We start from the raw sequence: 22433 nt of genomic DNA, 5'->3' as shown, positions 1-22433 counted from the left end.
CGTGGAGACTTCAGTGGCAATCGCATCGACGTCAACCGAAACATCAATGTTAATACATGGCACGGCGGAAACTACTGGCATGCCCCGGTCTATCACGGCGCCTGGTATGCCGGTGCGCCGGTGGCCGCAGGGGTCGCGGCTGGCGTCGCCGTTGGAGCCGCAGTCGCCCATCCTTACGCATACGCGCCCTACTACAACCGTGGCTACCGATGCGGCTACTACCCATATCCGCCATGCGAGTGATGGTGGTTCAGAGATCGCCCCGCCCTGTTGAATGACGAGGGCTGCCGCGACCGCACATCGGCGGTTGCTGTTCGAGATAGGTCAATTCCCGACGCGGCTTGCCCGCCCCAGAAGATGGAGACCAGCAATGCTTGCCAGAAATCTCTCCTGCCTTGCCTTCGCCGCAACTGCGCTTTGCTGCGCCGTCGTCGGCGCCGTCGCCCAGGATGCGGGGGTCAAGCCCCACGTTCCCCTGCAGAAGACGATTGGCGTAGTGACGCCGACCGGGCCGGTGCCGTCGCTCGCCGTCATCAACTCGGCGGGGGCGACGCTCGCCAACGACAAGCTGACGTTGACAGGCGTCTTTGCGAGTTCGATCGTATTCGCCGACCGCCCGGTGCGCTCGGCCGGCCATGTGACGACCGAACAATTCATCATGCAATGGGATGAAGGTAAGGACAATTTCGCGAAGAACCCGCCCAATGCGACAGTCTCCATTCTCGGCGGCGACGGCTCGAAGGTCAGCGACGCGGTAGTGACACTGAAATCGCCCAAACTCGATGGCAACACGCTGACCTTCGAGGTTTCGGTCCTTGAAGGAAGCCTCAACGGATCGAGTGGTCCGGCCGCGGTCTTCATCGATAATTTCAGCGGCGATTTCGGCGGCGGCGGCTATGGCGGAAGTGGCATAGGAAGCCCTAATTACGTCGGGTTGGCCCGCAGCGGATTGGGCGCGGGAGGCTCAGGTGACAATGGCGTACAAGCCCATAACTACTGGCATGCGCCGGTATACCACGGCGCCTGGTATCGCAGCTCCTTGCCAGGCGTGTCGGACAGTGGCGGCGCGGGGCAACCCTACTACCACAATTACTATGACAGTACCTGCGTCGATACGCCCTTCGCCGCTTGCTACTGACGGCGTTAGGGCGTGTTTCTTCGACGAACCGCTTAAAATGCCGAATGGTTGGCTAAAGGCCAGGATACGACTTGTCGATTGCGAGGATCGGCTAGGCTCTGGTGACGAGCCGGCCCGTCCGTATCGTCGATCGGCACCCGCGGGAAACAGAAGCTCTGGTATCCATGGGTTGGCTGGGCGTCCGTTTTGTTTTCGGCTCCGCGCCGCCGCGGTGTGATTGGCTTGGCCTTACCGACAAGCTTCGTGTCCGCTAATTAGTCCGTTTGGGTAGGCTCGTTTACCTAGTGAAAGCCACTATAGTGACGCCGTTGAAACGCCGATCTTCGGTTCCATCAAGCACGCAAGTAGAGGACCCACGGCTCACCGCCGGCTGAACCGGTCGCATTTTTCAATTGAGGTTTGAGCGCATATTCACCCGCACCGTTGGCAGAGCTGAGGTGCGTCTGGGAGGTACCTGACATGAAGGCAGGCATTTGCTTAGCAGCGGCGATATCAGCTGCATCAGTTTTTTATGGAAGCGCGGCAAGCGTTGCCGCGCAAGACCAATCAAAGCCCAACATCCTTGTCATCATGGGCGATGATATAGGCATGTGGAACATTGGAGCGTATCATCGCGGATTAATGGCCGGCCGCACCCCCAATTTGGACAGGATTGCCAAAGAAGGCATGCTGTTCACGGACTATTATGCGGAGGCGAGTTGCACAGCCGGCCGCGCCAACTTCATCACGGGCGAGCTACCCATCCGAACTGGCATGACTACAGTTGGCCAAGCTGGCGCGGCAATCGGCCTTCCAGCCGAAGCGGTGACGATCGCAACCGTCTTGAAGTCAATGGGCTACGCCACCGGCCAGTTCGGGAAGAACCACCTGGGTGACAAGAATGAGTTTCTACCGACGGTTCACGGCTTCGATGAGTTCTTCGGCTACCTCTATCATCTCGACGCGATGGAAGACCCGGCGCACCCGAACTATCCGCAGGATCTGTTGAACGTGGTAGGACCGCGCAACATGGTTCACAGCTGGGCAACTGACAAGGACGACCCGACCGAGATGCCCCGCTGGGGCAAAATCGGCAAGCAAAGGATCGAGGACGCCGGCCAGCTCTTTCCCAAGCGCATGGAAACGGTCGACGACGAGATCCGTGACTTCGCCACGAGTTTCATGGAAAAGGCCAAGCAGGACAACAAACCTTTCTTCGTCTGGCTGAACCCTACGCGCATGCACATCGTCACCCACCTGTCTCCCAAATATGAGGCAATGCGAAACTCTGAGAACGGCTGGTCGGAAGAGGAAGCCGGAATGGCCCAGCTGGATGACGACATCGGGCTCGTGATGGACAAGATCAAGGCTTTGGGTGAGGACGACAACACCATCGTCCTGTTCACCACCGACAACGGGACGGAAGTGTTCACTTGGCCTGACGGAGGGCAGACGCCTTTCGCCCAGTCGAAGGGTACTGTGCTCGAAGGTGGCTTCCGCGTACCGGCGATCTTACGCTGGCCCGGTCATGTGCCGGCTGACACGGTGCAGAACGGCATATTCTCCGGCCTGGACTGGCTGCCGACCTTTGCTGCGGCCGCCGGCAATCCGAACATCACCAACGAACTCCTGCAGGGCAAGACCATAGAAGACCGGACCTACAAGAACCATCTTGATGGATACGACCAGACGGCGGCCATCACCGGCAAAGGTCCTTCTGCACGCCACGAGATCTTCTACCTGGGCGAAAGTACGGTCGGCGCAGTTCGCATCGACGACTATAAGTTCCGCTTCATCGATCAGCCTCAGGGCTGGGTTGGCGAAAAGACCCACCCGGACGTCCCTTACATCACCAACCTGCGGCTCGACCCATTCGAGCGGACTGGCTGGCCCAACAACGGAACTAAAGAGGGTGGACAGCAGTATTTCGACTGGTTCAAGTACCAGTTCTGGCGGTTTGTATTTGTCCAGCAGCTGGTCGGAAAGGAGCTCCAGACCTTCCTCGACTTTCCTCCAATGCAGCGAGGCGCGAGCTTCAACCTCGACGCCGTCAAGGCCGAGATGCAGCAGCGCATGGCCCAGGCTGCGGCTGCCGCAAAAGGCCCGGGCAACTGATAGAGCCAATTCTCAATGCGGGCGGCCTCGAGGCCGCCCGCATCGAGTACTGATCGCACAAAGGATAAGAAAACGCCCAGAGAACCCACATTGACTTGCGAACGCAAGGGCACGTGCAGCGATTTCGGCTGAGGCGACCTGTAACATCGATACCGTGTTCTTGGCTGTCGAAACACTTAAGTCGCCAATTTAGATGGATTTTTTCCGAGCGCTTCCACAAGCCCCAGCGGAGACTCCTCGTGGATTCCTATGAAAAGCTGGTGCGTCTCCAAAGCCACATCCTGTCACTTTCTTATGTCTCGCAGCGTGTAAGTGGACAGATCGCGTTCCGGGATATACCGATGCAACGCGGCATCCCGCTCGCGTCGCGCACTGCGGCGAGGAAATGCGATGACACGAGCCAAGCGAGCGACGATTTACGCGGCCGTCATACTTGGGGCCACGCTGCCGATTTCCGTATCACAAGCTGCTGACATGACGCCGGACGCGCCAGCCCCGACGCCGGTACAAACCTCCTCGGGATGGACCTATACTGTCACTCCGTATTTGTGGGCCGCTGGAATTTCGGGCGATGTTGGAGTGCGCAGATTACCCGAGGCTCATATCAATGCAGACTTCGGCGACATTTGGAACAATCTCGATTTCGGGGCGATGGTGACAGGCGAGGCGCGTTATGATCGCTACAGCATTGTCGGCGACGTTATATATTTGAAGCTCTCAAACGACACCGCCACGCCGAGAGGTATCGTCGCCAACAATGTTGAGGTCACCTCCAAGACCTTCACCGGCTTCCTCGGCGCGGGATATGCGCTGCTCGACGCACCGAACGGCCACCTCGATATCGTCGGCGGGGCAAGACTCTGGTCGCTCGACAACACGATTTCCTTCAACGGCGGCTTCCTGGACGGTGCACGGGGCGACAGCACCAAGACTTGGGTTGATGCGATGGCCGGCCTGAAGGGCAACTATTTCTTCACGCCACAGATCTACACGACAGGGTGGGGCCTCGTGGGCGGGGGCGGCGCAGATGTTGATTGGGATGTCGGTGCGGGTCTCGGCTACAAGTTCAACAACACGTTTTCGGCTGAGGTCGGCTACCGTGCCATGGGCGTGAACTATCGAGATAATGGGTTCGTTTATGATGTGGTCTTGCAAGGCCCGACTGTGGGCCTATCCATCCACTTCTAGCTCATCAAGGGCGACGCAAGAAAGCTGCAGAGCCGGCAAAGAAAGTCGGTTGATTGAGGCTGGCTACCTCGGAGCGCTACGGTCTGGTAGCGCGTTCTTGGTCCGCCCCTGTCCAGCTTACCACATTGATGGTTGGCGAGCTTGAAAAGATCGCTCACCTAAGAGCCTTGCCGCCGTCGGGGCGCCTCAGGAGGGCCCACCAATGCCGTGATCGGCGGCAGTAGCCCGTTCTCAGCGGAGGGAACTTACGCGCTCCACCTGCACAACAGCAATCATGGTCCCGACCGTATCCGTACTGGCAACTCGACATCTTTAAACCCATCTGTTGCGGCCAGGCACTAGTCAAGCCAGCTTGAACGTCCGAGTATATCGGCTGGGGTGCATTTGGGGATCCAAAATGATTTATGCTCGCCTCACATCGACCGCCGCCTCCTTCGCTCTGATCGCAGCCTTTGCGACGCCATTGCTCGCTGAGGACAACAGCGAGGAGCTGGCGAAGAAGCTCGCAAACCCGATTGCTTCGCTGGTCAGCGTGCCGTTCCAATTCAACTGGGACCAGAGTTATGGTCCCAACAATGGCGACAAAGCGTACGTCAACGTGCAGCCGGTCATCCCCTTCCACCTGAACGAGGACTGGAATCTCATATCCAGGACGATTGTACCAATCGCCTACCAGCACGATATCGCAGGGCCATCTGGCGATCAGTTTGGCCTTGGCGACACCCTTCAGAGTTTCTTCTTATCGCCCGCCAAGCCGACCGCAGGCGGGCTCATCTGGGGGGTCGGCCCGGCCTTGCTGTTGCCGACTGCCACCGATGAACAGCTGGGCAGCGGCAAGTGGGGGGCAGGTCCGACAGGCGTGGCGCTAAAGCAGGAGGGGCCGTGGACCTACGGTATCCTGGCAAACCAAATCTGGTCTTTTGCCGGGCAGGACGATCGCGAGAACGTCAGTTCCACTTTCCTGGAGCCTTTTCTGTCTTACACTACACACGATGCCTGGACCTTCTCGCTGGACACCGAAAGCACTTACAATTGGGAAGCGCGCGACTGGGCGGTTCCGATCAATGTCACGATCTCCAAGCTCGTGCGCATCGACAAGCAGGCGGTCAGTTTCGGCATCGGTACGCGCTACTGGGCCGCAAGTCCCGACGGTGGACCGGACGGTTTTGGCATACGAGCCTTCGCGACGCTGCTTTTTCCCGAGTGACCGCACAACGCCGGTGATTCAGGGGATAGCTGAGTCATGAGCATTTTCGGCTACCTGCGTTCTCTACGTGCTAAGTGGCAATTGATAGAGCAAGCTGAATATCGGTGCGGCTCGACCAAAATCGCAGTCGATCGGGCCGGTTAGCTGTTGCGTGCTACAGAACCGGCGCAGTCTTCCCTTCCATCCCAGGACGTTGCTCCGTTCGGGACCCACCCGCCACTGTTGGTGAGGAAGCTACTTCTGGGCGAGAATTCGGTATAGCTTGCTAGTGAAAATCCCGGTCCAAATCAGGAAAAGCATTATCATTCAAATTGGGTGTTAACTGTCGGAACACCCCTTCGAACTATCAGGGCGAAGGGCATTATCGGGTCACATTCGGGACAAACGATTTGAGATTGCTCACTCGCCTTTTCCAGCGGTTTCTCGTCTTCTGCGTGGGCGTAGTAAGCGTTTGGCTGATAGTCTTCGTTGTCTTCGATACTGCCGATCACAGGCTTCCATGGGTCTTGGCGGTCTGCCTTACCTATGGCTTGGCTGCTTATGTCATTCTGCCTAACGTGGTCCGAATGTGCCTGAAGGTCCTTCATCGAAGACTTATCCCTAGATACACGATCACGGGAGATGGTCTGCCGGGCGATCCTGTAAATTTCGTCCTCATCGGCACCCTTCAACAACTCCGTAAGGCCTTTGAAACAGCAGGCTGGTCCACGGCCGACCGTTTGGGGATTGCAAGCTCGTGGCGAATGATACGAGCGTTTCTAGTCAACTCCGCCTATCCCACCGCCCCTTTCAGCACCCTTTATCTGTTTGGGCGTGGGCAGGATATTGGGTTCCAAGAGCCCATCGACGGCAGCCCGCGCAAGCGCCATCACATCCGCTTCTGGACGCTCAGCCTCGCCCATTCCGAAGACGACATGAGTGCCGCCAGCTTCTGGTTAAATACGGACAAGCCGTCGCCCGAGGAGCGCGCACTATGGGTTGGGGCGGGCACCCGAGACACTGGGTTCTCGCTAACTTGGCTAACATTTCAAGTTACGCATGCGACCGATTCGGATACGAACGCCGAGCGCGACTACATAGTCAATGAGCTAGCAGCAAGGCGAGTAATCGGGGATGTCGCGTGGCACAAATCGGGTTCAGTTTTGCAGACCGGAAAGGTCAACCACTACATTACCGATGGTGAGATCGCCTTCGCAAGTTTGACGGTGAGCTGAATTGCCATCAATACCTCCCGCCACGCCCTTTGAATCCGAGGATCCGCGCACGGGGAAACGGGAACTGAGCCAGATTTGGGCTGGAAAACGAACGTGCGGAGAACGTCGATGAGAATTGCGCAACCAGCCGCGTTCTGGATCGTGGTCACTGCAGTCGCTTTGGTTATGCTGGTGCTGTTGCGCCAAATCCTGCTGCCGTTCGTTGTCGGTGCATTGCTTGCCTATCTGCTCGTTCCGGCGGTCGACAGGCTGGAGAGGTTCGGGATCAATCGTTCGTTTGCAGCTCTGGCCGTCCTCCTGCCGCTAGTCGCGGGTCTTATCGCCTTTCTCTTGGTGATGCTTCCGGCAATTATTGGCGAGGCCAGATTTTTTATTGAGGAGTTTCCTCGCTACGTCACACGACTCCAGTCGCTCATTAACGATGCAAGCCGCCCTTGGATGCACAGTGTCATGGGTGACGAACTTCACATTGAGCAATCCTCCAGCGAAATCGCCAAGACGATGGGTAGCGACTGGCTCGATGGCTTTCTTCGCTCTCTATGGTCGAGCGGGCTCGCGCTAGTTTCCCTCATCTCGCTGCTCGTCGTCACGCCAATCATCGCCATCTATCTCGCAATCGACTGGCACCGAACGATTGCGATGGTCGATGGCTGGTTTCCCGCGGCATATCGTGGCGATATCAGGGCGCTTGGGCGCGAAATCCACGAAACAGTCGCCAGCTTCCTGCGCGGGCAGGTCATTATCTGTCTCGCTCTTGTGGTGATTTATGCGACAGCCCTCAGGCTCGTCGGGCTCAACCATGCCATATTGATCGGCGTTGCCGCAGGCCTCATCAGTTTTGTTCCCTATCTCGGTGCCGTCACCGGCATTTTTGTCTCGACGTGCGTTGCGACGGCTCAGTTCTGGCCGAATTGGGTACCTATCGCTGTTGTGGCGGGCATATTTATCGGCGGAGAAATACTTGCCGATTATGTGCTATCGCCGCGCGTCATCGGTCGTCGCGTCAAACTTAACCCAGTCTGGATGATGTTTGCGCTATTCGCTTTTGGATGGCTGTTCGGCTTCATTGGCGTGTTGTTGGCGATACCAATGGCGGCATCGTTGGGCGTGATCCTCCGGTTCGCCATGCGGCAATCATTACAGTCAAGCCGGCACTCGGCAGGCGGGCCTGATTAAGATTGTTGGGCGAGGACTTAAGGATAGGTTTTGAATTGATAAACGTTATTTGGTTTCCAGCCTCGGCCCCGGTTTCTACATTGACGTGAGGATGCTAGAGCCTGACGGTAGACTTCCGGTCCGACAAATTGGGTAGATGTCGCACGAACCATCGGTTGTGAACTTATATTGTCGCTTGAAGGGCCCTAGTGCGCAGATTGCCGGGGACCCTTTTTGGCACCCTGTCCCCGTCTGCCGATGAACCGGGTGGGAGCCTCGACCGACGCAGCGCCGCGTCGTTTGATCAATGGATTTCGCATGAAGGAATCCGAAAACTCGAACTTCAGGAGGAAATGATAATGGCTTCCCAAGGTGGAACTCACGAACAGCACGTGAAAGCTGGCCAGCAGAGCCATAAAGGTGGCGGCGACAAGAAGCAGGCTTCGACACAGGACGGTCAGTCGGGTTCTAGCCGCAGTGATTCTAACGAGCGGCAATCCAAGGCAGGGCAGCAGAGCAACAAGAAGAGCTAACGAAATCGAAGAGGCCCGGACAGGGCCTCTTCCCGTTGGCGTTTCGCCGCCGGCTGGCCTCAATCCTGGTGATTGGCTTTGTGGCAGTTGGTATCGATACCGTCTTCCAAAATATATTCCCCGATTTGCGCCTTGGCTGACAGCTTAGCGGAACCGCCGTCAAGCTGCTGGACGAGGATCGTAGACCGATGCGGGAGATGAGGCTCGTTTCGAAGATCTCTACAAGACCGAGAGGGCGGCGCAGAGATGAATGCCTGATGGATCGTGTCGCTAAGAGCCGTCGCCATCTAGCGATGTTGCTGTGAGGTTGGTGATAAGGTCGAACTCCAGGCGATTTCGCCCGCTGCCTCGAAACGAAACCCTCCGTTATCACGATCGCCCAAGCTGCGTCAAAACGTAGCTCTCGATCCCGTTCGCCTCCAGCACGCGATGTATCCAAAAGCCGTCCAGTCCCGCCTCTTGGATGGGCACGATGGGAAATGACTTTCCTGTTCGCAACCGCGCCTTCTGCTGTAGCTGCTCAAAGCGAGCCGGAAGCGCGAGGACATTTCCCACTGTTCACTGCATGCTTCGACATCTTATGGCGCGTGCGATCTAGTTTCCGTCGTCACAAACTCTTGGCAAGCGGCCCCAGCAGCACATCGCCGAACAGCGGCTGGTAGCTCTTGCGCACCTCGGGGTCTTCCTTGAAGGAGAGGGCGTATTGACCGATCTGGTGGAAATACGTGATGCGGGCGCGGACGGTGCTTTCTTTGTGGGAATAGCCCATCTTGAGGAAGGCGCGGATCAGGAGATCTATGCGTAGCTGGTCGATGGCGTCGACTTGCTTTTCGAGATCCTTCGAGGTCCGGGCCCAGTCGCGGACGGCAAGGTCGAGTTTGGGGCTAAAGGGATTTTCGTCGACCCAGGCATGGACGATGTCACTGAAGAACTGCACGCCATCGGTTACTTCGATGTCGACCATGGCCTGGAAGGGGGCGCAGTTGGCGCGGCGCCATTCTTCCAACAGGTCGTTGTGCAGGTCCTTTAGACTGGAGAAGTGGAAGTAGAAGCTGCCGCGCGTGACTTTGAACTGGCGGGCGAGGCGGTCGATCTTAACCTCGGCGATGCCACGGCTCTCCAGCATCTTGCGGGCCGCTACGACCCAACCCTGGCGGGTCAGTGTTCGGCGAGGGCCTTGGGTCTCGTCCGATTTCGCGGCGGCGCCGGTTGACTGCTTCGATCTTGCCAAGGCTTTTGCCCTTTCAATGCTGGGCCGCTTCGGGGCTGAATTGCGAACGGCACCTATGCCGGTCGATGTCTTGCCTATCGGCCTGCCGGTATCAACCAGCGGGCGCAGAATCAAGGGAGCGCGCTGATCCGCTCCAGCATGAGTTCGAAGAATGGCTCCGGCTCGATGCGGCGTAGCACGTTGCAATTCCGCGTCGCCCCGGTGACATGCCACCAATCGACCACGGTCATGCCGATCGTGACGGGCGAGGAAATGTCGACCGTGACATAGCACTGGCGCTGCTCGAAGATTTTGGGCGCAAGCAGGTAGCCGGTGACGCAGGCGTCGTGGATCGGCCGCGCTTCGGTCGGGAACTTGTGGGAGCCGTATTGACGGAAGAAATCCGCGAGATTGGCTGCTTCGATCGCCGCGCGGCTGCCGGTCTCGCGCAGCCGTCCGAGCCATTCCGGCGTCATCTGCGCCGTATAGGTACAATCGATGCCGGCCATGGTGACTGGAACCGCCGAGGCGAACACCTTGTGGGCGGCGTGCGGATCAACATAGATGTTGAACTCGGCGGCCGGCGTCGCATTGCCGCCCTCGAAGAAGCCGCCGCCCATAAGTACGACTTCGCGGATTCGGGGGATGATCCGGGGCTCCATGGTCATCGCCATGGCGAGATTGGTCATCGGCCCGAGCGTACAGACGGTGATCTCGCCCACTTCGGCTTCCATGATGGTGCGCACTATCCAGTTCACGCCATGCTCTTTTTGCAGTGGCGTCACCGGATCCGGCAGGTCGGCTCCGTCGAGGCCGGTCTCCCCATGGACATATTCCGCCGTCATCAGCGGCCGCACCATCGGCGCCGGGCAGCCGGCGAACACGGGAATGTCGGGACGGCCAGCCAATTCGACCACTTTCAGCGCATTAATCGCCGTCAGCCTGAGGGGGACATTGCCGCCCACGGTGGTGATGCCGACAACTTCGAGCTCCTTCGGCGAGCCCAGGGCGAAGAGGATAGCAAAGGCGTCGTCCTGCCCCGGATCGGTGTCAATGATTATCTTGCGTGGGGTCATTGCTTTGAGATTCTCATGGTTGAAGAATGCCTATTGCCGTTATCATTTCTATGTGTAGAAATACAGTACTGTATCGTATGTTCAAGACAGGAGTTTGCGATGAACTCGAACGACCGCGGCGATTTTTCCGAGATTCCGATTCTCGATGTTTCGTCGCTTTATGGCGATGACGAAGCGGCGATCCGGGCGACCGCGGCCACGCTGCGCAGCTATCTCGAAACGATCGGCTTTCTCTATGTCGTCGGCCATCCCATTCCGCGTGCCGATGTTGAAGCCGTCCGCGAGGCCTCCAAGCGCTTCTTCGCGCTGCCGGACGAAGAGAAGCTCAAGCTCAAGATCGACAAGAATTTCCGTGGCTTCCTGCCCTTCGCTGGCTCGACCATCGTAACCTCCTCGGTCGCCACCGTCAGCAAGCCGAACCAGAGCGAGTCGATCTTCTTTATGCATGAAGTCGACGCCAATGACCCCAAGTCGCTGGCCCAGGAGCCGCTGCAGGGCCCCAACCAGTGGCCGGACGAGGCCGCGCTGCCGGATTTCCGCGCCACGATCGAGAACTATGTCGCCGAAATGAGCACGCTGGCGCGCAAGATGGTGCAGGCCATCGCGCTGTCGCTCAACCTGCCCTCCGACAGCCTAGACCGCTATTTCGAAGATCCCACCACGTTCCTGCGCCTGCTGCACTACCCGACGCAGCCGCAGGAAGAAGGCCTGTTCGGTTCGGCGCCGCACACCGATTACGGCTTCATCACCCTGCTGGCGCAGGACAATGTTGGCGGTCTTGAAGTCAAGAACAAGGCCGGCGACTGGGTGCCCGCGCCGCCGGTGCCGGATTCCTTCGTGATGAATGTCGGCGACATTCTCGCCCGCTGGTCCAACGACGTCTTTGTGTCGACGCCCCACCGGGTCATCAACCGTACCGGCCGCGAGCGCTATTCACAGCCCTTCTTCTTCGATCCGTCGATGAGTGAGATAATCGAGGCGCTGGATGTTTGCGTGCCAGCTGGTAGCGAGTCAAAATATCCGCCGGTCCAGTACGGTGATTACCTCATGGAGCGGATTGACAAGAACTATCACTATCGCAAGAAGCAGGCGGCGGAAGCCGCGGCTGCGAAGGGTTGAGCTCAGCACCGTCGGGAGTATGGATTGGGACCGCCAGTCGAACCGGTCATATCAGTCGAGAAGCCGCCCGCGACCGCCGATGTGGTGATCGTGGGCGGCGGTATCATCGGACTAACCACAGCGCTCTTTCTAGTGCGCCGGGGCCTCTCGGTCGTGGCCTGCGAGAAAGGGCAGTTTGTCGGGGAACAATCGAGCCGCAACTGGGGCTGGGTCCGTCGCATGGGTCGCGATCCTCGCGAATTGCCGCTGATTGTCGAGGCCATGCGGATCTGGGAAGGCATGGATGAACTGGTCGGCGTCGATGTCGGCTTCCGCCGCACCGGTATTCTCTATCTCTGCGACAATGATGAAGATGTCGCCCATCACGAAAACTGGCTGAAACGCGCCGGCGACCATTGCGTCGATTCAAGAATGATCCGAGGCGCGGAGCTTTCGGCCTTGCTGCCGGGCGCCGCCCGCAACTGGCATGCCGCGCTTTATACCGCCAGCGACGCGCGGGCCGAGCCGCAGAAGGCGGCGGCGGCGATCGGCCGGGCTGCGGCAGCGGCGGGCGCGGTGCTGGTCGCCAATTGCGCGGTCCGGAATATCGAAACATCTAATGGCCGCGTGTCCGGTATCCTCACCGAGCATGGACATATCGACTGTCAGACCGTGGTAGTCGCCGGCGGCGTGTGGTCGACGAAGCTCCTGCGCGGCGTTGGGGTGAGGTTGCCGCAGCTTGGCGTGCGCGCCTCGGTGCTGCGGACCGCGCCGGTCTCGGGCGGTCCCGATGGCGCCGCATGGTGCACCGATTTCGCCTACAGGAAACGGCTCGATGGCGGCTATACGATCGCCGACGGTAGCCAGAATCGGCACGATATCGGCGCCGACAGTTTCCGCTATTTCTTCGATTTCGTGCCGATGATGCGGCAGGAATGGAGCAGCTTCAACCTTGGGCTCTTCACCGGCCCAGCCAGTAACGGCGCGGGCGACACGCAGTTCGAACGGGTACGGACGCTCGATCCCGCTCCGTTGGGGAGCCGACTCTCGGCGACTTATGCGGCCTTCCAGAAGGCCTTCCCCGTGGTCAAGGGCGTGGCGGTCGAACAGGCCTGGGCGGGCATCATCGATGCAACGCCGGATGCGATCCCCGTCATTTCGACGGTCAAATCACTGCCGGGCCTGGTCATTTCCACCGGCTTTTCCGGTCATGGATTCGGGATCGGCCCCGGTGCTGGGCGCCTTACCGCTGATCTCGTCTCCGGTGATAGGCCGATCGTCGATATCGCGGCCTTCCGTTACGAACGTTTCATAGACGGCACCAGGCCGCGACCGACCACAGGCGTTTGATGGGCACCTCTACCAAGAGTTCCCGTCAGGTACGCCGGCTGGAATGCGCCAGGGGATAACCGCATAACCCGTCCGAGGCGTCAGGAACTGAGAACAATACAAAGAGAGGAACGACTGAAATGAACACACATCTGAAAATGGCCGGGCTCGGCCTCGGCGCGCTGTTTACGGTCTGGAGCAGCTCGGCGCTATCGGCCGAGATCAAGGCTTCGCCTGAAGTCCAGAGCAGCGGCAAGCTTTCCGTCGCCAACACGCTCGATTACGCGCCTTTCGAATATCTCGACGCCGACGGCAAGCAGGTCGGCATCATCATCGAACTGGCCGGCCAAGTCGCCAAGTTGGTCAATGCCGAACTCGACGTGCAGCGCACACCGTTCCCCTCGATGATCCCCGGCCTTGCATCCGGCCGTTTCAAGATCGCCTGGGAAACTTTTTCAGCCAATCCCGAGCGCCTCAAGCAGGTCGATTTCGTGATGTTCATCAAGGCCGGCATAGCCGCCTCGACATCGCCCGAGAAAAAGGGCAGCTTTACCGGCGACACGCCGCTGTGCGGCAAGCGGGTGGGCGTCTCCGCCGGCAGCGCCTCGGACTTCCTCGTCGACAAGCTGAGCAAGGATTGCACGGACAAGGGCCAAACCGAGATCACCAAGTCGGTGTTCAATTCCTCCACCGACATCGTGCAGGCGGTTCTCTCGGACCGCGTCGACGCGCGCATGGATGACGCCACCTCGTCGAGCTATTTCGAAGTGACTAGCAAGGGCCAGCTGGTCGTCCTGCCGACGCTCTACGACATCGCGCCGCTAGGTCTGGCGGTCGCCAAAGATGATCCGGCCACAAGCGATATGATCGTCGCGGCACTTGCCGAACTCTTCAGGAACGGGAAGTACCAGGAGATCCTGAAGAAGTACGGCATGGGCACCTATGCGATCAAGGAGCCCTATTTCGTCAACAAAATGGGCTCGCTGCGCGCCGATTGATGGCTGGCGCTGTCCGCCCGGCCCATCTCGGAGCGCCGCCGCATTCGCTGATGTGGTGGCGCTCTAGCGTTGTCCGGCCCATGCCGCACACCCATGACGACACTCTGTAGGAAAAGCGAATGAGCATGGCAGACCCTCCCCCCACCCCGACCATGGCGAATGCGGCCATAGCGGACAAGGTGGCGCGCCTGAAGGTGGTTCCCCAGCGACAATATGGCATCTGGGTGGGCACCGCGCTTGCGCTGCTGTTGGTCGCGCTCATCATCCGCGCCTTCGCAGTCAATCCAGCCTTCTCCTGGGACACCGCGGCCAAATACATACTGCATCCGCCGATCCTGCGCGGGCTAGGCACGACGCTGCTGCTAACTGTGCTGATCATGGCGGTGGCGATCGTCGTTGGCACCGTAGTCGCCATCATGCGCGTCTCTCCGAGCCCGATCCTGCGCGCATTCGCCAGCGTCTATGTCTGGTTCTTCCGGGGCGTGCCGGCGCTAATCCAGCTGATCTTCTGGTTTAATCTTTCTCTGCTGGTGCGGCAGATCTCGTTGACGTTGCCCTATATCGGCACCGTATTCTCGGCCAGGACCAATGACATCATGACGCCGTTCCTCTCGGCCGTCGTCGCGCTTTCGCTCTGCGAGGCCGGTTACATGGCAGAGATCATCCGCGCCGGTATCAAGTCCGTGCCGTCGGGCCAGGCCGAGGCGGCGAGTGCGTTGGGCATGCCATACCGCATGATCCTCAAGCGCATTACGCTGCCGCAGGCCATGCGCTTCGTCGTGCCGCCGACCGGCAACGAGGCTATCAACCTGCTGAAAATGACCTCGCTCGTGACCTTCATCGCCGTCGACGACCTGTTCTATTCGGCCCAGAGCATCTATGCCCGCACGTTCGAGACCATCCCGCTCCTGATCGTGGTCGCCTTCTGGTATCTAGCCGTCGTCAGTATCATGTCGGTCGGCCAGCTGTTCCTCGAACGGCATTTCGGCCGTAGCGACAAGCGCGACGATGCCATGCTGATCGAGATCCTGGCACGCGCCATCACTTGGCGGAGGAGGCAAAGCGATGTCTAAGGCAAGCAAAGACAATCGTTCCCGTTTCCAGGTACCGGCCGATTCCATGGTCTTCGCCCGCGGCGTACGAAAGTCCTACGGCAATATCGAAGTGCTTAAGGGCGTCGATCTCGACGTGCCCAAGGGCTCCGTCAGCTGCATCATCGGCCCGTCAGGCTCTGGCAAGAGCACCTTCCTGCGCTGCATCAATCATCTGGAGAAGCTGAGCGGCGGTCTGCTGCTGGTGGATGGAGAATTCGTCGGCTACGACCTGATCGGCAACAGTCTGCACGAGGTCAGGGACGTTCTGCTCTGCCAGAGGCGCGCCGAGATCGGGATGCTGTTTCAGTCCTTCAACCTGTTTTCCCACATGACCGTGATGGAGAACATGATCGAAGCACCGACCCAGGTGCGCCGGACGCCGGTGGAACAGGCGCGCGCCGAAGCCGCCGTGCTGCTCGCTCGCGTCGGGCTGTCGGACAAGCATGACCGCTATCCCCGCGAGCTCTCCGGCGGCCAGCAGCAGCGCGTCGCCATCGCCCGCGCCATGGCGATGAGACCGAAAGTGCTGCTGTTCGACGAGCCTACCTCGGCGCTCGACCCGGAACTTGTCGGCGAGGTGCTGAGCGTCATGCGCGATCTCGCCGAGAGTGGCATGACCATGGTGGTCGTGACCCACGAGATCGGCTTCGCCCGCGAAATCGGCGACCAATTGATCTTCATGGACGAGGGCGTGATCGTCGAGCAGGGCGAACCTCGCGCGATGATCAGCGACCCAAGATCGCCTCGCACGCGGGAATTCTTGTCGCGCGTGTTGTGAATGCGCGTTGGTCAGAGCCGAGGATATGCAGCGCGTGTTAGCGAAGGCATGACACTTTTGGCCGGAAGGTAAATGGCTGGAGCCCCACCGCTCGATCCCCTGAGGATGGCACAGCGTAGTAAGCCCCGAAAAGGAACCGATTATGGCAACAACACCCCGAAGACCAACTAATCCAAAAGACACCGCTGAGGCATTGTTCAGTCCGAGAAAGAAGGAGGCGGCTCCTGCGATCGAAAGACCCGCAATCCCGCACACCAAGGAAATGATATCATTGAGGATCAACAGCGACGTCCTGGCGCACTTTCAGGCGGACGGCCCTGGTTGGCAGGACCGCATGAACGATGCCTTGCGGGATGCCGTGAAACGCGCGGTTTGATCGACGTTTAGTCGCGTGTCCGCCTACCGTCTCCTCCGTTGCAAATGGTGTCACGCAGCTTCGAATGCGACTGTGATCGCCTTTCCATGGACGAGCAACGGGACTTGGAGGATCTCATGACCAGGAGGTCTGGACGTGAGGTTCGAGGGACTTCTACCGTGAAATTATCGGACGGAGTAACGCGGGAATAAAACCGTGGCGCAGCAAAAGCGCCTTTCGCAGGCGTGGCTGCACTTTGTTACAGTAAGTTACTTCCGCTGCCCCAAACAGATTGCGATAATGGCCGCTTAACCCCATAGGAGGTCGCGAGAAACGGCGACGCCGACCTGCCCCTACCTCACCGCGCGCGCCGATCCCGCGTGGGGGGTAGTTCTCCGGCGCCCACTCTTGACGTGGCTTCAAGGCTCGTTTTGCGTCAACCTCGCGGGCACCTCCAAGCCCAACGTTGCTCCAAATTCGCATGCTTTCAAGAGGCCCTGGATACGGAGCGCGCAGATCTGTGGTTCATTCGTTGTCTGAAGATATGTTCTTGAAGCGCACGCACGCCTCGCTCTTCATCGCCCGAGAGAATTGCGACGCGGAGTTCTTCATGCTCCTGGACGATGTTGGAGATGGCTTTCTCGGAAAGAATCTCACGCCCAAAAACGATCCAGACATGGCGCGCGATCGCCTGCCAGAGCGTCCAAACAATACGATTATTGGAAATCAAGCAAAGATCGGCGTGAAAGGCAATATCCGCCTGATTGACGCCAGTGAGGTCGTTTCGTGAAACCTGCGTCGCCATATCGGCGATACGCTGGTCAAGGCTTTCGCCTAATCGTGCCATCAACTCCGGCGCAGACATCAGGGTTTTGACCGCAATAACTTCTACGGCAAGCCGCGCCTCGCAGATTCGATCGAGCATGGTTTCGTCGATGGGGATTACATGAAGCCCCCTATGGGGTTCCCCCTCCAGAATGCCTTGCGTAACGAGAATTTTGAGTGCCTCGCGAACCGGCACCCTGCTGACCTTGAAGCGGGCCGCTATCTCGGCCTCCACGATGCGTTCGCTGGGTTTGAGCACGCCAAGTGCGATCGCCTCGACCAACGTGTCGGATATCTGCTCGGCGAGGTTCTTTCGTCGTTGCAAGGTCATTTCAGTTCTGACGGCACGGTCCATGATTCACTCTGCCTCGGCAATGGCGCCATTGCTCAAGCATAGCGCTGTTTGCCTGTCAAAATAGCGCATTTGAAATTGAATACAATTAGTTTGCCTACATTCATGCAATTTGCTTGACCGGTCGGCGACACTTATGCGAACTTTTCCTGCCCGGACTGGCTCATCCGGCAAGGTCCGTTCGATCTCGTGAATTCGGTGCGAGCCGTTGGGAGGATCAGATGAAATCCAGAATATTAGGCGGAATAGCCGCCGGCATTTTTGCAATAGGTGCCATGTTGGCGGCCAATGCGGCTTCCGCCGCAGGGGCGGATGTGCCCGCGCCGGGGGTGAGCAGTCGCATCGACGCTATTAAGGCACGGGGCACTCTCAAGGTTGCAGTTCTCGGCGAATTGCCGTGGCTGATCGAAAATACCAGCGGTTCGGGTGAACCTTTCAGCGGGCCGTCGTGGCTGCTCGCCACGGAATACGCCAAGCGACTGGGTGTCAAACTTGAACCCGTGCCGGTCAGTCACGAGACCAAAGTGCCGATCCTGGCTACCGGACAAGTGGACATTACCATTGCGCCGCTATCCATCACGGACGCCCGCAAAAAGGTGGTGGATTTTATCGTCTACTCGAAATCCAGCCTTTGCATGATTGGATTGAAGTCGAATCCAAAGTTGGCAAACATCAAGTCGGTGGATGATCTCAACTCGCCCGACATCACCATGGCCTATTACACCGGTACCCCACCCGAGACCTGGGTGCCGACGCGCTTTCCTAAGATGGCCGCGCACGGCGTCAGCGGGTCCGGTGCCACCGCCCCCGTTGAGGAAATCGTGTCGAAGCGAGCAGACATCGCGCCCCTCGACAATACAAAATGGCCTGAGGTAGACAAGGCCGTAGCCGGTCTTATGGTTTTCCCCGCAGACTGCCTGCGCAGCCAGGAAATGGCGACGCCGGTAGGTCACGCCATCGACAAGAACCAGCCCGAATTTCTGGCTTGGCTGCAGGCTGTGGCTGCCGAAGTCCAACCGCAGGTCGAAGCGGAGGAATTCCGGGTAATTAAAGGCAATTAGTTCCGCCCTCATTCCTGAATAAGGCGGCAATGCGGCCGCCTTATTCCTAACCGGAACCGCTTCACGTGCAATTCGATTTCACCATCCTTGGCGGCTATTGGCGTTTCCTGCTCAATGGTGTTTTGTTCACCCTCTCGCTGAGCATTCTGTCCATCGCTATCGGATTGGCCACCGGGCTTGTTGTTGGCATCGCACGAACATATGGCCCGCGATGGCTCGATGCGCTGCTGTCGATCTATGTGGACACAATGCGCTCCGTTCCCCTCCTGGTAATCCTGGTCTGGATTTTTTTCGCACTGCCTCTGGTAAGCGGATACTCAATGAGCCCGTTTATTGCCGCCGTCGTCGGCATGGGTCTTCACCTTGGCGCCTTCGTGGCGGAACTGGTCCGTGCAGGACTAACATCCATCCGCCCAGGGCAGGCCCGCGCGGCGCTGGCACTTGGCATGAGCCCGATGCAAGCGATACGCATCGTCGTATTGCCGCAGGCGTTGATCCGCATGCTGCCGACGTTCGGGTCGTTACTCGTTATCACGATAAAGGACAGTTCGCTGGCCTCGGCAATCGCAGTTCCGGAGTTGATGCGCCAAAGCCAGGTTGTGGTCGGGCAAACCTACCGACCGTTTGAAGTGTTCACAGCAGCACTGATCGTCTACTTCGTGATGAGCTGGCCTGTGGCGCGCGCGGTCGACCATTTGTATCGGCGCATCGCCCATCTCGGTGCCTCATGAAATTCGATTGGAGCGTGATAGCCAACAACTGGCCCCTTTTGCTGCACGGGGCAGGAGTCACAATCATGCTGGCCTTTGCCACCATGGCGCTGGCCCTGCCCGGTGGCATGCTGCTGACTTTGATGCGCATGTCCCGCCTGGCACCGGTACGTGCGTTCGCCACCGGCTTCGTAGAATTTTTCCGCACTACGCCCATCATCCTGCAGGTCTACTGGGTTTTCTATATTCTTCCGGTGATGATCGACTTCCGCGCATCGGCTTTTGCCACCGGGCTGATCGCATTGACGCTAAATGTCTCAGCATTCAACTCCGAAACCTTCCGATCCGGCATCAACTCTATCCGCGCTGGCCAGCGCAATGCAGCCCTGGCACTGGGGATGAGCGAATGGCAAGCGCTCAGGATCGTCATCATTCCTCAAGCGATCCACCGCGTGCTGCCTGCCTTGGCCAGCACCTGGGTGTCCCTTTTCAAAGATACTTCGCTGGTTTCGGTGATCGCGGTCGCTGAACTTTCCTATGTCGGACTGCAACTTCGCTCTCAAAGCTTCCGCGTGCTGGAAGTGCTGACGGCGATGGCGGTCCTCTACTGGCTGATGGGCTACCCGCAGGCAAAGCTCGCTGACTGGGTGCATCGCAAATTCAAGGTGAGCGAATGACGGCTGTACCGGCAACTCCCATTGTTGAGCTCGTCGATGTCTCCAAGCGCTATGGCACGGTGCAGGCGCTGAACGGCGTATCCCTCGATGTCAACCGTGGCGAGGTCGTCTGCCTGATCGGGCCGAGCGGGTCCGGCAAGTCAACGCTGCTGCGCGCCATCAACGCTCTCGACAGCATCGACGGCGGCACGGTCATCTTCGATGGAATCGACGTGCATGGCCCGCGCACCGACATTCGAAAGGTGCGCCAGCGCATGGGCATGGTGTTTCAGGGTTTCGAATTGTTCCCTCACATGACTGCGCGCGCCAACGTATCTGTCGGCCCGCACAAGATTCTTAAACTGTCGCGGCAAGACGCGAATTACCGCGCCGACGAACTTTTGGCAAAGGTCGGCCTGGTCGACAAGGCCGATGTTTATCCGGCCCAACTGTCGGGAGGCCAGCAGCAGCGGGTCGCGATTGCGCGGGCGCTGGCCATGCACCCGGACATGATGCTGTTCGACGAACCTACCTCGGCGCTCGACCCGGAAACCATCGGTGAAGTGCTAAGCGTCATGAAACAGTTGGCGGACGAGGGCATGACCATGGTGGTGGTCACCCACGAAATGACGTTTGCCGCGCGGGTGGCGCACAGGGTCGCCGTGTTCGACAAGGGACGGATCATCGAAATCGGCTCGCCGCACCAGGTATTCGAAGCGCCCACGGTGACGAGGACCCGCGATTTCCTTCGCCATCTCGGTTGGGATGGAAGCTCCGCTCGTTCGGTTTAGCCATCCATCAATTTCCATAAGGAAGAAAATCATGAAGATTACAGATATCGAGTGCCACGTTCTTCTTGCTCCGGATATGAGCACTGGCAGCACGTCGTCCGCTCAGGACAGCTTCATCGTTATCATTCGAACGGACGAAGGCATTTCCGGACTTGGCGAATCCGACGTCAACCCCTGGATAGCCAAGGCCTGTATCGAGGCTCCCGGGACCCACACGATGGGGTTGGGTATCAAGGATATGCTGATAGGTGCCGATCCGCTGCAGACCGAAGAGTTATGGCACAAGATGTATGTCGGCACCGCCATGAACGGGCGGCGCGGCGCGGTGATACACGCCATGGGCGCTATCGACATGGCGCTGTGGGATATACGCGGTAAAGTCGAGGGAAAGCCCATCTTCGAGCTTCTTGGAGGGGCCGAGCAGGCGGAAGTCATCCCCTACGCCTCGCTCCAGCCCAGCGGCAATCGCTGGGAAGAATATCGCGACTCGCTGTGTATCTGGGCCGAACGCGCCAAGGGCCTGGGATTCAAGGCTGTAAAAGCCGAGGTCACGATGAACGGCCCCTACGCGCATGACGGCATGCGTGAGCCCTATGAAAATCACACCAGGGTCGTAGAGGCGGTCCGCAAGGCGCTGGGCAAGGACATCGCGCTGATGATAGATGTGCAATATATGTGGCCGGATGCTGAAACCGCGCTGCGCACGATCAAAGATTGGGCGGAATTCGACATTTTCTTCCTCGAAACCCCGCTCTGGATTGATAAGCTCGATGATTATGCTCGCTTGCACCACGAGGCGCCAATGCCGATTGCGGCCGGGGAATGGCAGGCAACGCGCTATGAGTTCGAGGAACTTATGGATCGCGGCAAGGTCGATGTGGCGCAGCCCGATATCGGCCGCGTCGGCGGATTCGGCGAGGCCAAGGCAGTCTGTGATATGGCAGCGGAACGTGGTCGCATTATCGTACCGCACTGCTGGAAGACGGGCATCTCGGTGACCGCTACTGCGCATCTGGCGTTCAACACTTCGCATTGCCGCTTTATCGAGTACCTGCCACCGAGCCTTTGTGTCGATGCGTTGCGCAAGGAATTGGCGGAGGATGGTTTTACGTTCAACAACGGCGTCATCGAAAAGCCCACAAAACCAGGGCTGGGTGCGGTGCTTAATGAGGAAGCGTTACGGTTTTTCAAAGTAGCATAGATATGGCGGGTTCGGTCGACCGTCCCCACACTCGGCAAGCGAGGAATCTGCTTGTCGCCAGTAAAGGATCTCACGATTCAACGAAATCGCTGGTGTTTCATTTAGCTAATGTGCGGGTTCTTTGGGTCTCTTCTCGACCTTTACCATTGCAACGAGTGCAAGCGGCTGCGACGTCGGGGCGGTCTGCCCGCTGGCCGGCCTGCGGAGCCGGCAGAAACGCGACGAGGCGGTCATTTCTACTCCTTGCTCGTAACGCGGAATGATCTCCGACATCGCTGTTGGATGACATGATCGCGTGGCGCACGTTGCTTCGACCTGTCACCTGCCGGCCGAACCGGGTTGGCCTTGACTCGTTTCGGCTTCGAGCGCT

The 22433-nt window shown here is 58.8% G+C and carries 20 protein-coding genes and 2 pseudogenes; 18 read left to right on the top strand and 4 right to left on the bottom strand.

The genetic code is table 11. The annotated features are described in order from the left end of the window. The 7 genes and pseudogenes from AB4048_RS24770 to AB4048_RS24740 form a co-directional block, all read left to right on the top strand. A pseudogene (locus AB4048_RS24770) lies at window positions 1-243 on the top strand (hypothetical protein); the annotation flags it as partial. A 127-nt stretch (window positions 244-370) separates the two neighbouring features. After that, complete coding sequence (locus AB4048_RS24765) at window positions 371-1138, top strand: hypothetical protein (RefSeq protein ID WP_442204647.1); 768 nt, start codon at window positions 371-373, stop codon at window positions 1136-1138. Window positions 1139-1597: 459 nt separating this feature from the next. After that, entirely contained in the window at window positions 1598-3232 is a 1635-nt protein-coding gene (locus tag AB4048_RS24760; protein ID WP_442204646.1) for an arylsulfatase, read from the top strand. A 390-nt stretch (window positions 3233-3622) separates the two neighbouring features. Continuing rightward, window positions 3623-4420 (top strand): hypothetical protein, encoded by a 798-nt coding sequence (locus AB4048_RS24755; protein ID WP_442204645.1) that lies wholly within the window; start codon window positions 3623-3625, stop codon window positions 4418-4420. 397 nt (window positions 4421-4817) lie between these two features. Next, window positions 4818-5627 (top strand): transporter, encoded by an 810-nt coding sequence (locus AB4048_RS24750; RefSeq protein ID WP_442204644.1) that lies wholly within the window; start codon window positions 4818-4820, stop codon window positions 5625-5627. A gap of 389 nt (window positions 5628-6016) precedes the next feature. Beyond that, window positions 6017-6841 (top strand): LssY C-terminal domain-containing protein, encoded by an 825-nt coding sequence (locus AB4048_RS24745; RefSeq protein WP_442204643.1) that lies wholly within the window; start codon window positions 6017-6019, stop codon window positions 6839-6841. Between the two features lie 108 nt (window positions 6842-6949). Beyond that, window positions 6950-8017 (top strand): AI-2E family transporter, encoded by a 1068-nt coding sequence (locus tag AB4048_RS24740; RefSeq protein WP_442204642.1) that lies wholly within the window; start codon window positions 6950-6952, stop codon window positions 8015-8017. Between the two features lie 902 nt (window positions 8018-8919). Here the strand turns inward: AB4048_RS24740 and AB4048_RS24735 are convergent. The 3 genes and pseudogenes from AB4048_RS24735 to AB4048_RS24725 form a co-directional block, all read right to left on the bottom strand. Continuing rightward, window positions 8920-9109 (bottom strand): annotated as a pseudogene (locus AB4048_RS24735) (IS110 family transposase); the annotation flags it as partial. A 27-nt stretch (window positions 9110-9136) separates the two neighbouring features. After that, entirely contained in the window at window positions 9137-9760 is a 624-nt protein-coding gene (locus tag AB4048_RS24730) for a TetR/AcrR family transcriptional regulator (protein ID WP_442204641.1), read from the bottom strand. 110 nt (window positions 9761-9870) lie between these two features. Next, on the bottom strand, window positions 9871-10815 hold the full coding sequence (locus tag AB4048_RS24725; RefSeq protein WP_442204640.1) for a nucleoside hydrolase: 945 nt from the start codon (window positions 10813-10815) through the stop codon (window positions 9871-9873). A 99-nt stretch (window positions 10816-10914) separates the two neighbouring features. Here AB4048_RS24725 and AB4048_RS24720 point away from each other — a divergent pair, with 99 nt between their 5' ends. From AB4048_RS24720 to AB4048_RS24695, 6 genes are all read left to right on the top strand, one after another. Next, complete coding sequence (locus AB4048_RS24720; RefSeq protein WP_442204639.1) at window positions 10915-11934, top strand: isopenicillin N synthase family dioxygenase; 1020 nt, start codon at window positions 10915-10917, stop codon at window positions 11932-11934. 24 nt (window positions 11935-11958) lie between these two features. Next, a complete protein-coding gene (locus tag AB4048_RS24715; RefSeq protein WP_442204638.1) occupies window positions 11959-13263 on the top strand; it encodes an NAD(P)/FAD-dependent oxidoreductase in 1305 nt (434 codons plus the stop codon). 119 nt (window positions 13264-13382) lie between these two features. Continuing rightward, window positions 13383-14240 carry an ABC transporter substrate-binding protein gene (locus AB4048_RS24710; protein WP_442204637.1) on the top strand — a complete coding sequence of 286 codons (858 nt, stop codon included), beginning with the start codon at window positions 13383-13385 and terminating at the stop codon, window positions 14238-14240. A gap of 125 nt (window positions 14241-14365) precedes the next feature. Beyond that, the gene (locus AB4048_RS24705) at window positions 14366-15313 is read left to right on the top strand and encodes an amino acid ABC transporter permease (RefSeq protein WP_442204650.1); all 948 of its coding nucleotides are present in this window, start codon (window positions 14366-14368) and stop codon (window positions 15311-15313) included. A gap of 46 nt (window positions 15314-15359) precedes the next feature. After that, window positions 15360-16112: an amino acid ABC transporter ATP-binding protein gene (locus AB4048_RS24700; RefSeq protein WP_442204649.1), complete on the top strand. Its 753-nt coding sequence runs from the start codon at window positions 15360-15362 to the stop codon at window positions 16110-16112. Window positions 16113-16254: 142 nt separating this feature from the next. Continuing rightward, window positions 16255-16488 (top strand): BrnA antitoxin family protein, encoded by a 234-nt coding sequence (locus tag AB4048_RS24695; protein WP_442204636.1) that lies wholly within the window; start codon window positions 16255-16257, stop codon window positions 16486-16488. 466 nt (window positions 16489-16954) lie between these two features. Here AB4048_RS24695 and AB4048_RS24690 read toward each other — a convergent pair whose 3' ends face one another. Continuing rightward, window positions 16955-17647, bottom strand: coding sequence for a GntR family transcriptional regulator (locus tag AB4048_RS24690; protein ID WP_442204635.1), 693 nt, complete (start codon window positions 17645-17647; stop codon window positions 16955-16957). 218 nt (window positions 17648-17865) lie between these two features. Between AB4048_RS24690 and AB4048_RS24685 the strand changes: the two genes are divergently transcribed. The 5 genes from AB4048_RS24685 to AB4048_RS24665 all read left to right on the top strand — a co-directional run bounded on the left by AB4048_RS24685 (window position 17866) and on the right by AB4048_RS24665 (window position 22063). Continuing rightward, window positions 17866-18705 (top strand): transporter substrate-binding domain-containing protein, encoded by an 840-nt coding sequence (locus tag AB4048_RS24685; RefSeq protein ID WP_442204634.1) that lies wholly within the window; start codon window positions 17866-17868, stop codon window positions 18703-18705. Between the two features lie 65 nt (window positions 18706-18770). Continuing rightward, window positions 18771-19436: an amino acid ABC transporter permease gene (locus AB4048_RS24680; RefSeq protein WP_442204633.1), complete on the top strand. Its 666-nt coding sequence runs from the start codon at window positions 18771-18773 to the stop codon at window positions 19434-19436. Then, window positions 19433-20092, top strand: a complete 660-nt coding sequence (locus tag AB4048_RS24675) for an amino acid ABC transporter permease (RefSeq protein ID WP_442204632.1) — start codon at window positions 19433-19435, stop codon at window positions 20090-20092. Before AB4048_RS24680 ends, AB4048_RS24675 begins: the two co-directional genes overlap by 4 nt. Then, entirely contained in the window at window positions 20089-20862 is a 774-nt protein-coding gene (locus AB4048_RS24670; protein WP_442204631.1) for an amino acid ABC transporter ATP-binding protein, read from the top strand. Before AB4048_RS24675 ends, AB4048_RS24670 begins: the two co-directional genes overlap by 4 nt. Before the next feature lie 31 nt (window positions 20863-20893). After that, window positions 20894-22063 carry a mandelate racemase/muconate lactonizing enzyme family protein gene (locus AB4048_RS24665; RefSeq protein ID WP_442204630.1) on the top strand — a complete coding sequence of 390 codons (1170 nt, stop codon included), beginning with the start codon at window positions 20894-20896 and terminating at the stop codon, window positions 22061-22063. Window positions 22064-22433 lie beyond the last annotated feature (370 nt).

Source organism: Rhizobium sp. RAF56 (genome assembly GCF_052113965.1).
GTDB lineage: Bacteria > Pseudomonadota > Alphaproteobacteria > Rhizobiales > Rhizobiaceae > Rhizobium.
This window is presented reverse-complemented; position numbering and strand designations above follow the sequence as displayed.

Excerpts from the sequence above, each read along its gene's own strand:
- AB4048_RS24765 (WP_442204647.1), top strand. The coding sequence starts at position 371 with ATGCTTGCCAGAAATCTCTCCTGCCTTGCCTTCGCCGCAACTGCGCTT.
- AB4048_RS24760 (WP_442204646.1), top strand. The coding sequence starts at position 1,598 with ATGAAGGCAGGCATTTGCTTAGCAGCGGCGATATCAGCTGCATCAGTT.
- AB4048_RS24755 (WP_442204645.1), top strand. The coding sequence starts at position 3,623 with ATGACACGAGCCAAGCGAGCGACGATTTACGCGGCCGTCATACTTGGG.
- AB4048_RS24750 (WP_442204644.1), top strand. The coding sequence starts at position 4,818 with ATGATTTATGCTCGCCTCACATCGACCGCCGCCTCCTTCGCTCTGATC.
- AB4048_RS24740 (WP_442204642.1), top strand. The coding sequence starts at position 6,950 with ATGAGAATTGCGCAACCAGCCGCGTTCTGGATCGTGGTCACTGCAGTC.
- AB4048_RS24725 (WP_442204640.1), bottom strand. The coding sequence starts at position 10,815 with ATGACCCCACGCAAGATAATCATTGACACCGATCCGGGGCAGGACGAC.
- AB4048_RS24720 (WP_442204639.1), top strand. The coding sequence starts at position 10,915 with ATGAACTCGAACGACCGCGGCGATTTTTCCGAGATTCCGATTCTCGAT.
- AB4048_RS24710 (WP_442204637.1), top strand. The coding sequence starts at position 13,383 with ATGAACACACATCTGAAAATGGCCGGGCTCGGCCTCGGCGCGCTGTTT.
- AB4048_RS24705 (WP_442204650.1), top strand. The coding sequence starts at position 14,366 with ATGGCAGACCCTCCCCCCACCCCGACCATGGCGAATGCGGCCATAGCG.
- AB4048_RS24700 (WP_442204649.1), top strand. The coding sequence starts at position 15,360 with ATGGTCTTCGCCCGCGGCGTACGAAAGTCCTACGGCAATATCGAAGTG.
- AB4048_RS24695 (WP_442204636.1), top strand. The coding sequence starts at position 16,255 with ATGGCAACAACACCCCGAAGACCAACTAATCCAAAAGACACCGCTGAG.
- AB4048_RS24690 (WP_442204635.1), bottom strand. The coding sequence starts at position 17,647 with ATGGACCGTGCCGTCAGAACTGAAATGACCTTGCAACGACGAAAGAAC.
- AB4048_RS24685 (WP_442204634.1), top strand. The coding sequence starts at position 17,866 with ATGAAATCCAGAATATTAGGCGGAATAGCCGCCGGCATTTTTGCAATA.
- AB4048_RS24675 (WP_442204632.1), top strand. The coding sequence starts at position 19,433 with ATGAAATTCGATTGGAGCGTGATAGCCAACAACTGGCCCCTTTTGCTG.
- AB4048_RS24670 (WP_442204631.1), top strand. The coding sequence starts at position 20,089 with ATGACGGCTGTACCGGCAACTCCCATTGTTGAGCTCGTCGATGTCTCC.
- AB4048_RS24665 (WP_442204630.1), top strand. The coding sequence starts at position 20,894 with ATGAAGATTACAGATATCGAGTGCCACGTTCTTCTTGCTCCGGATATG.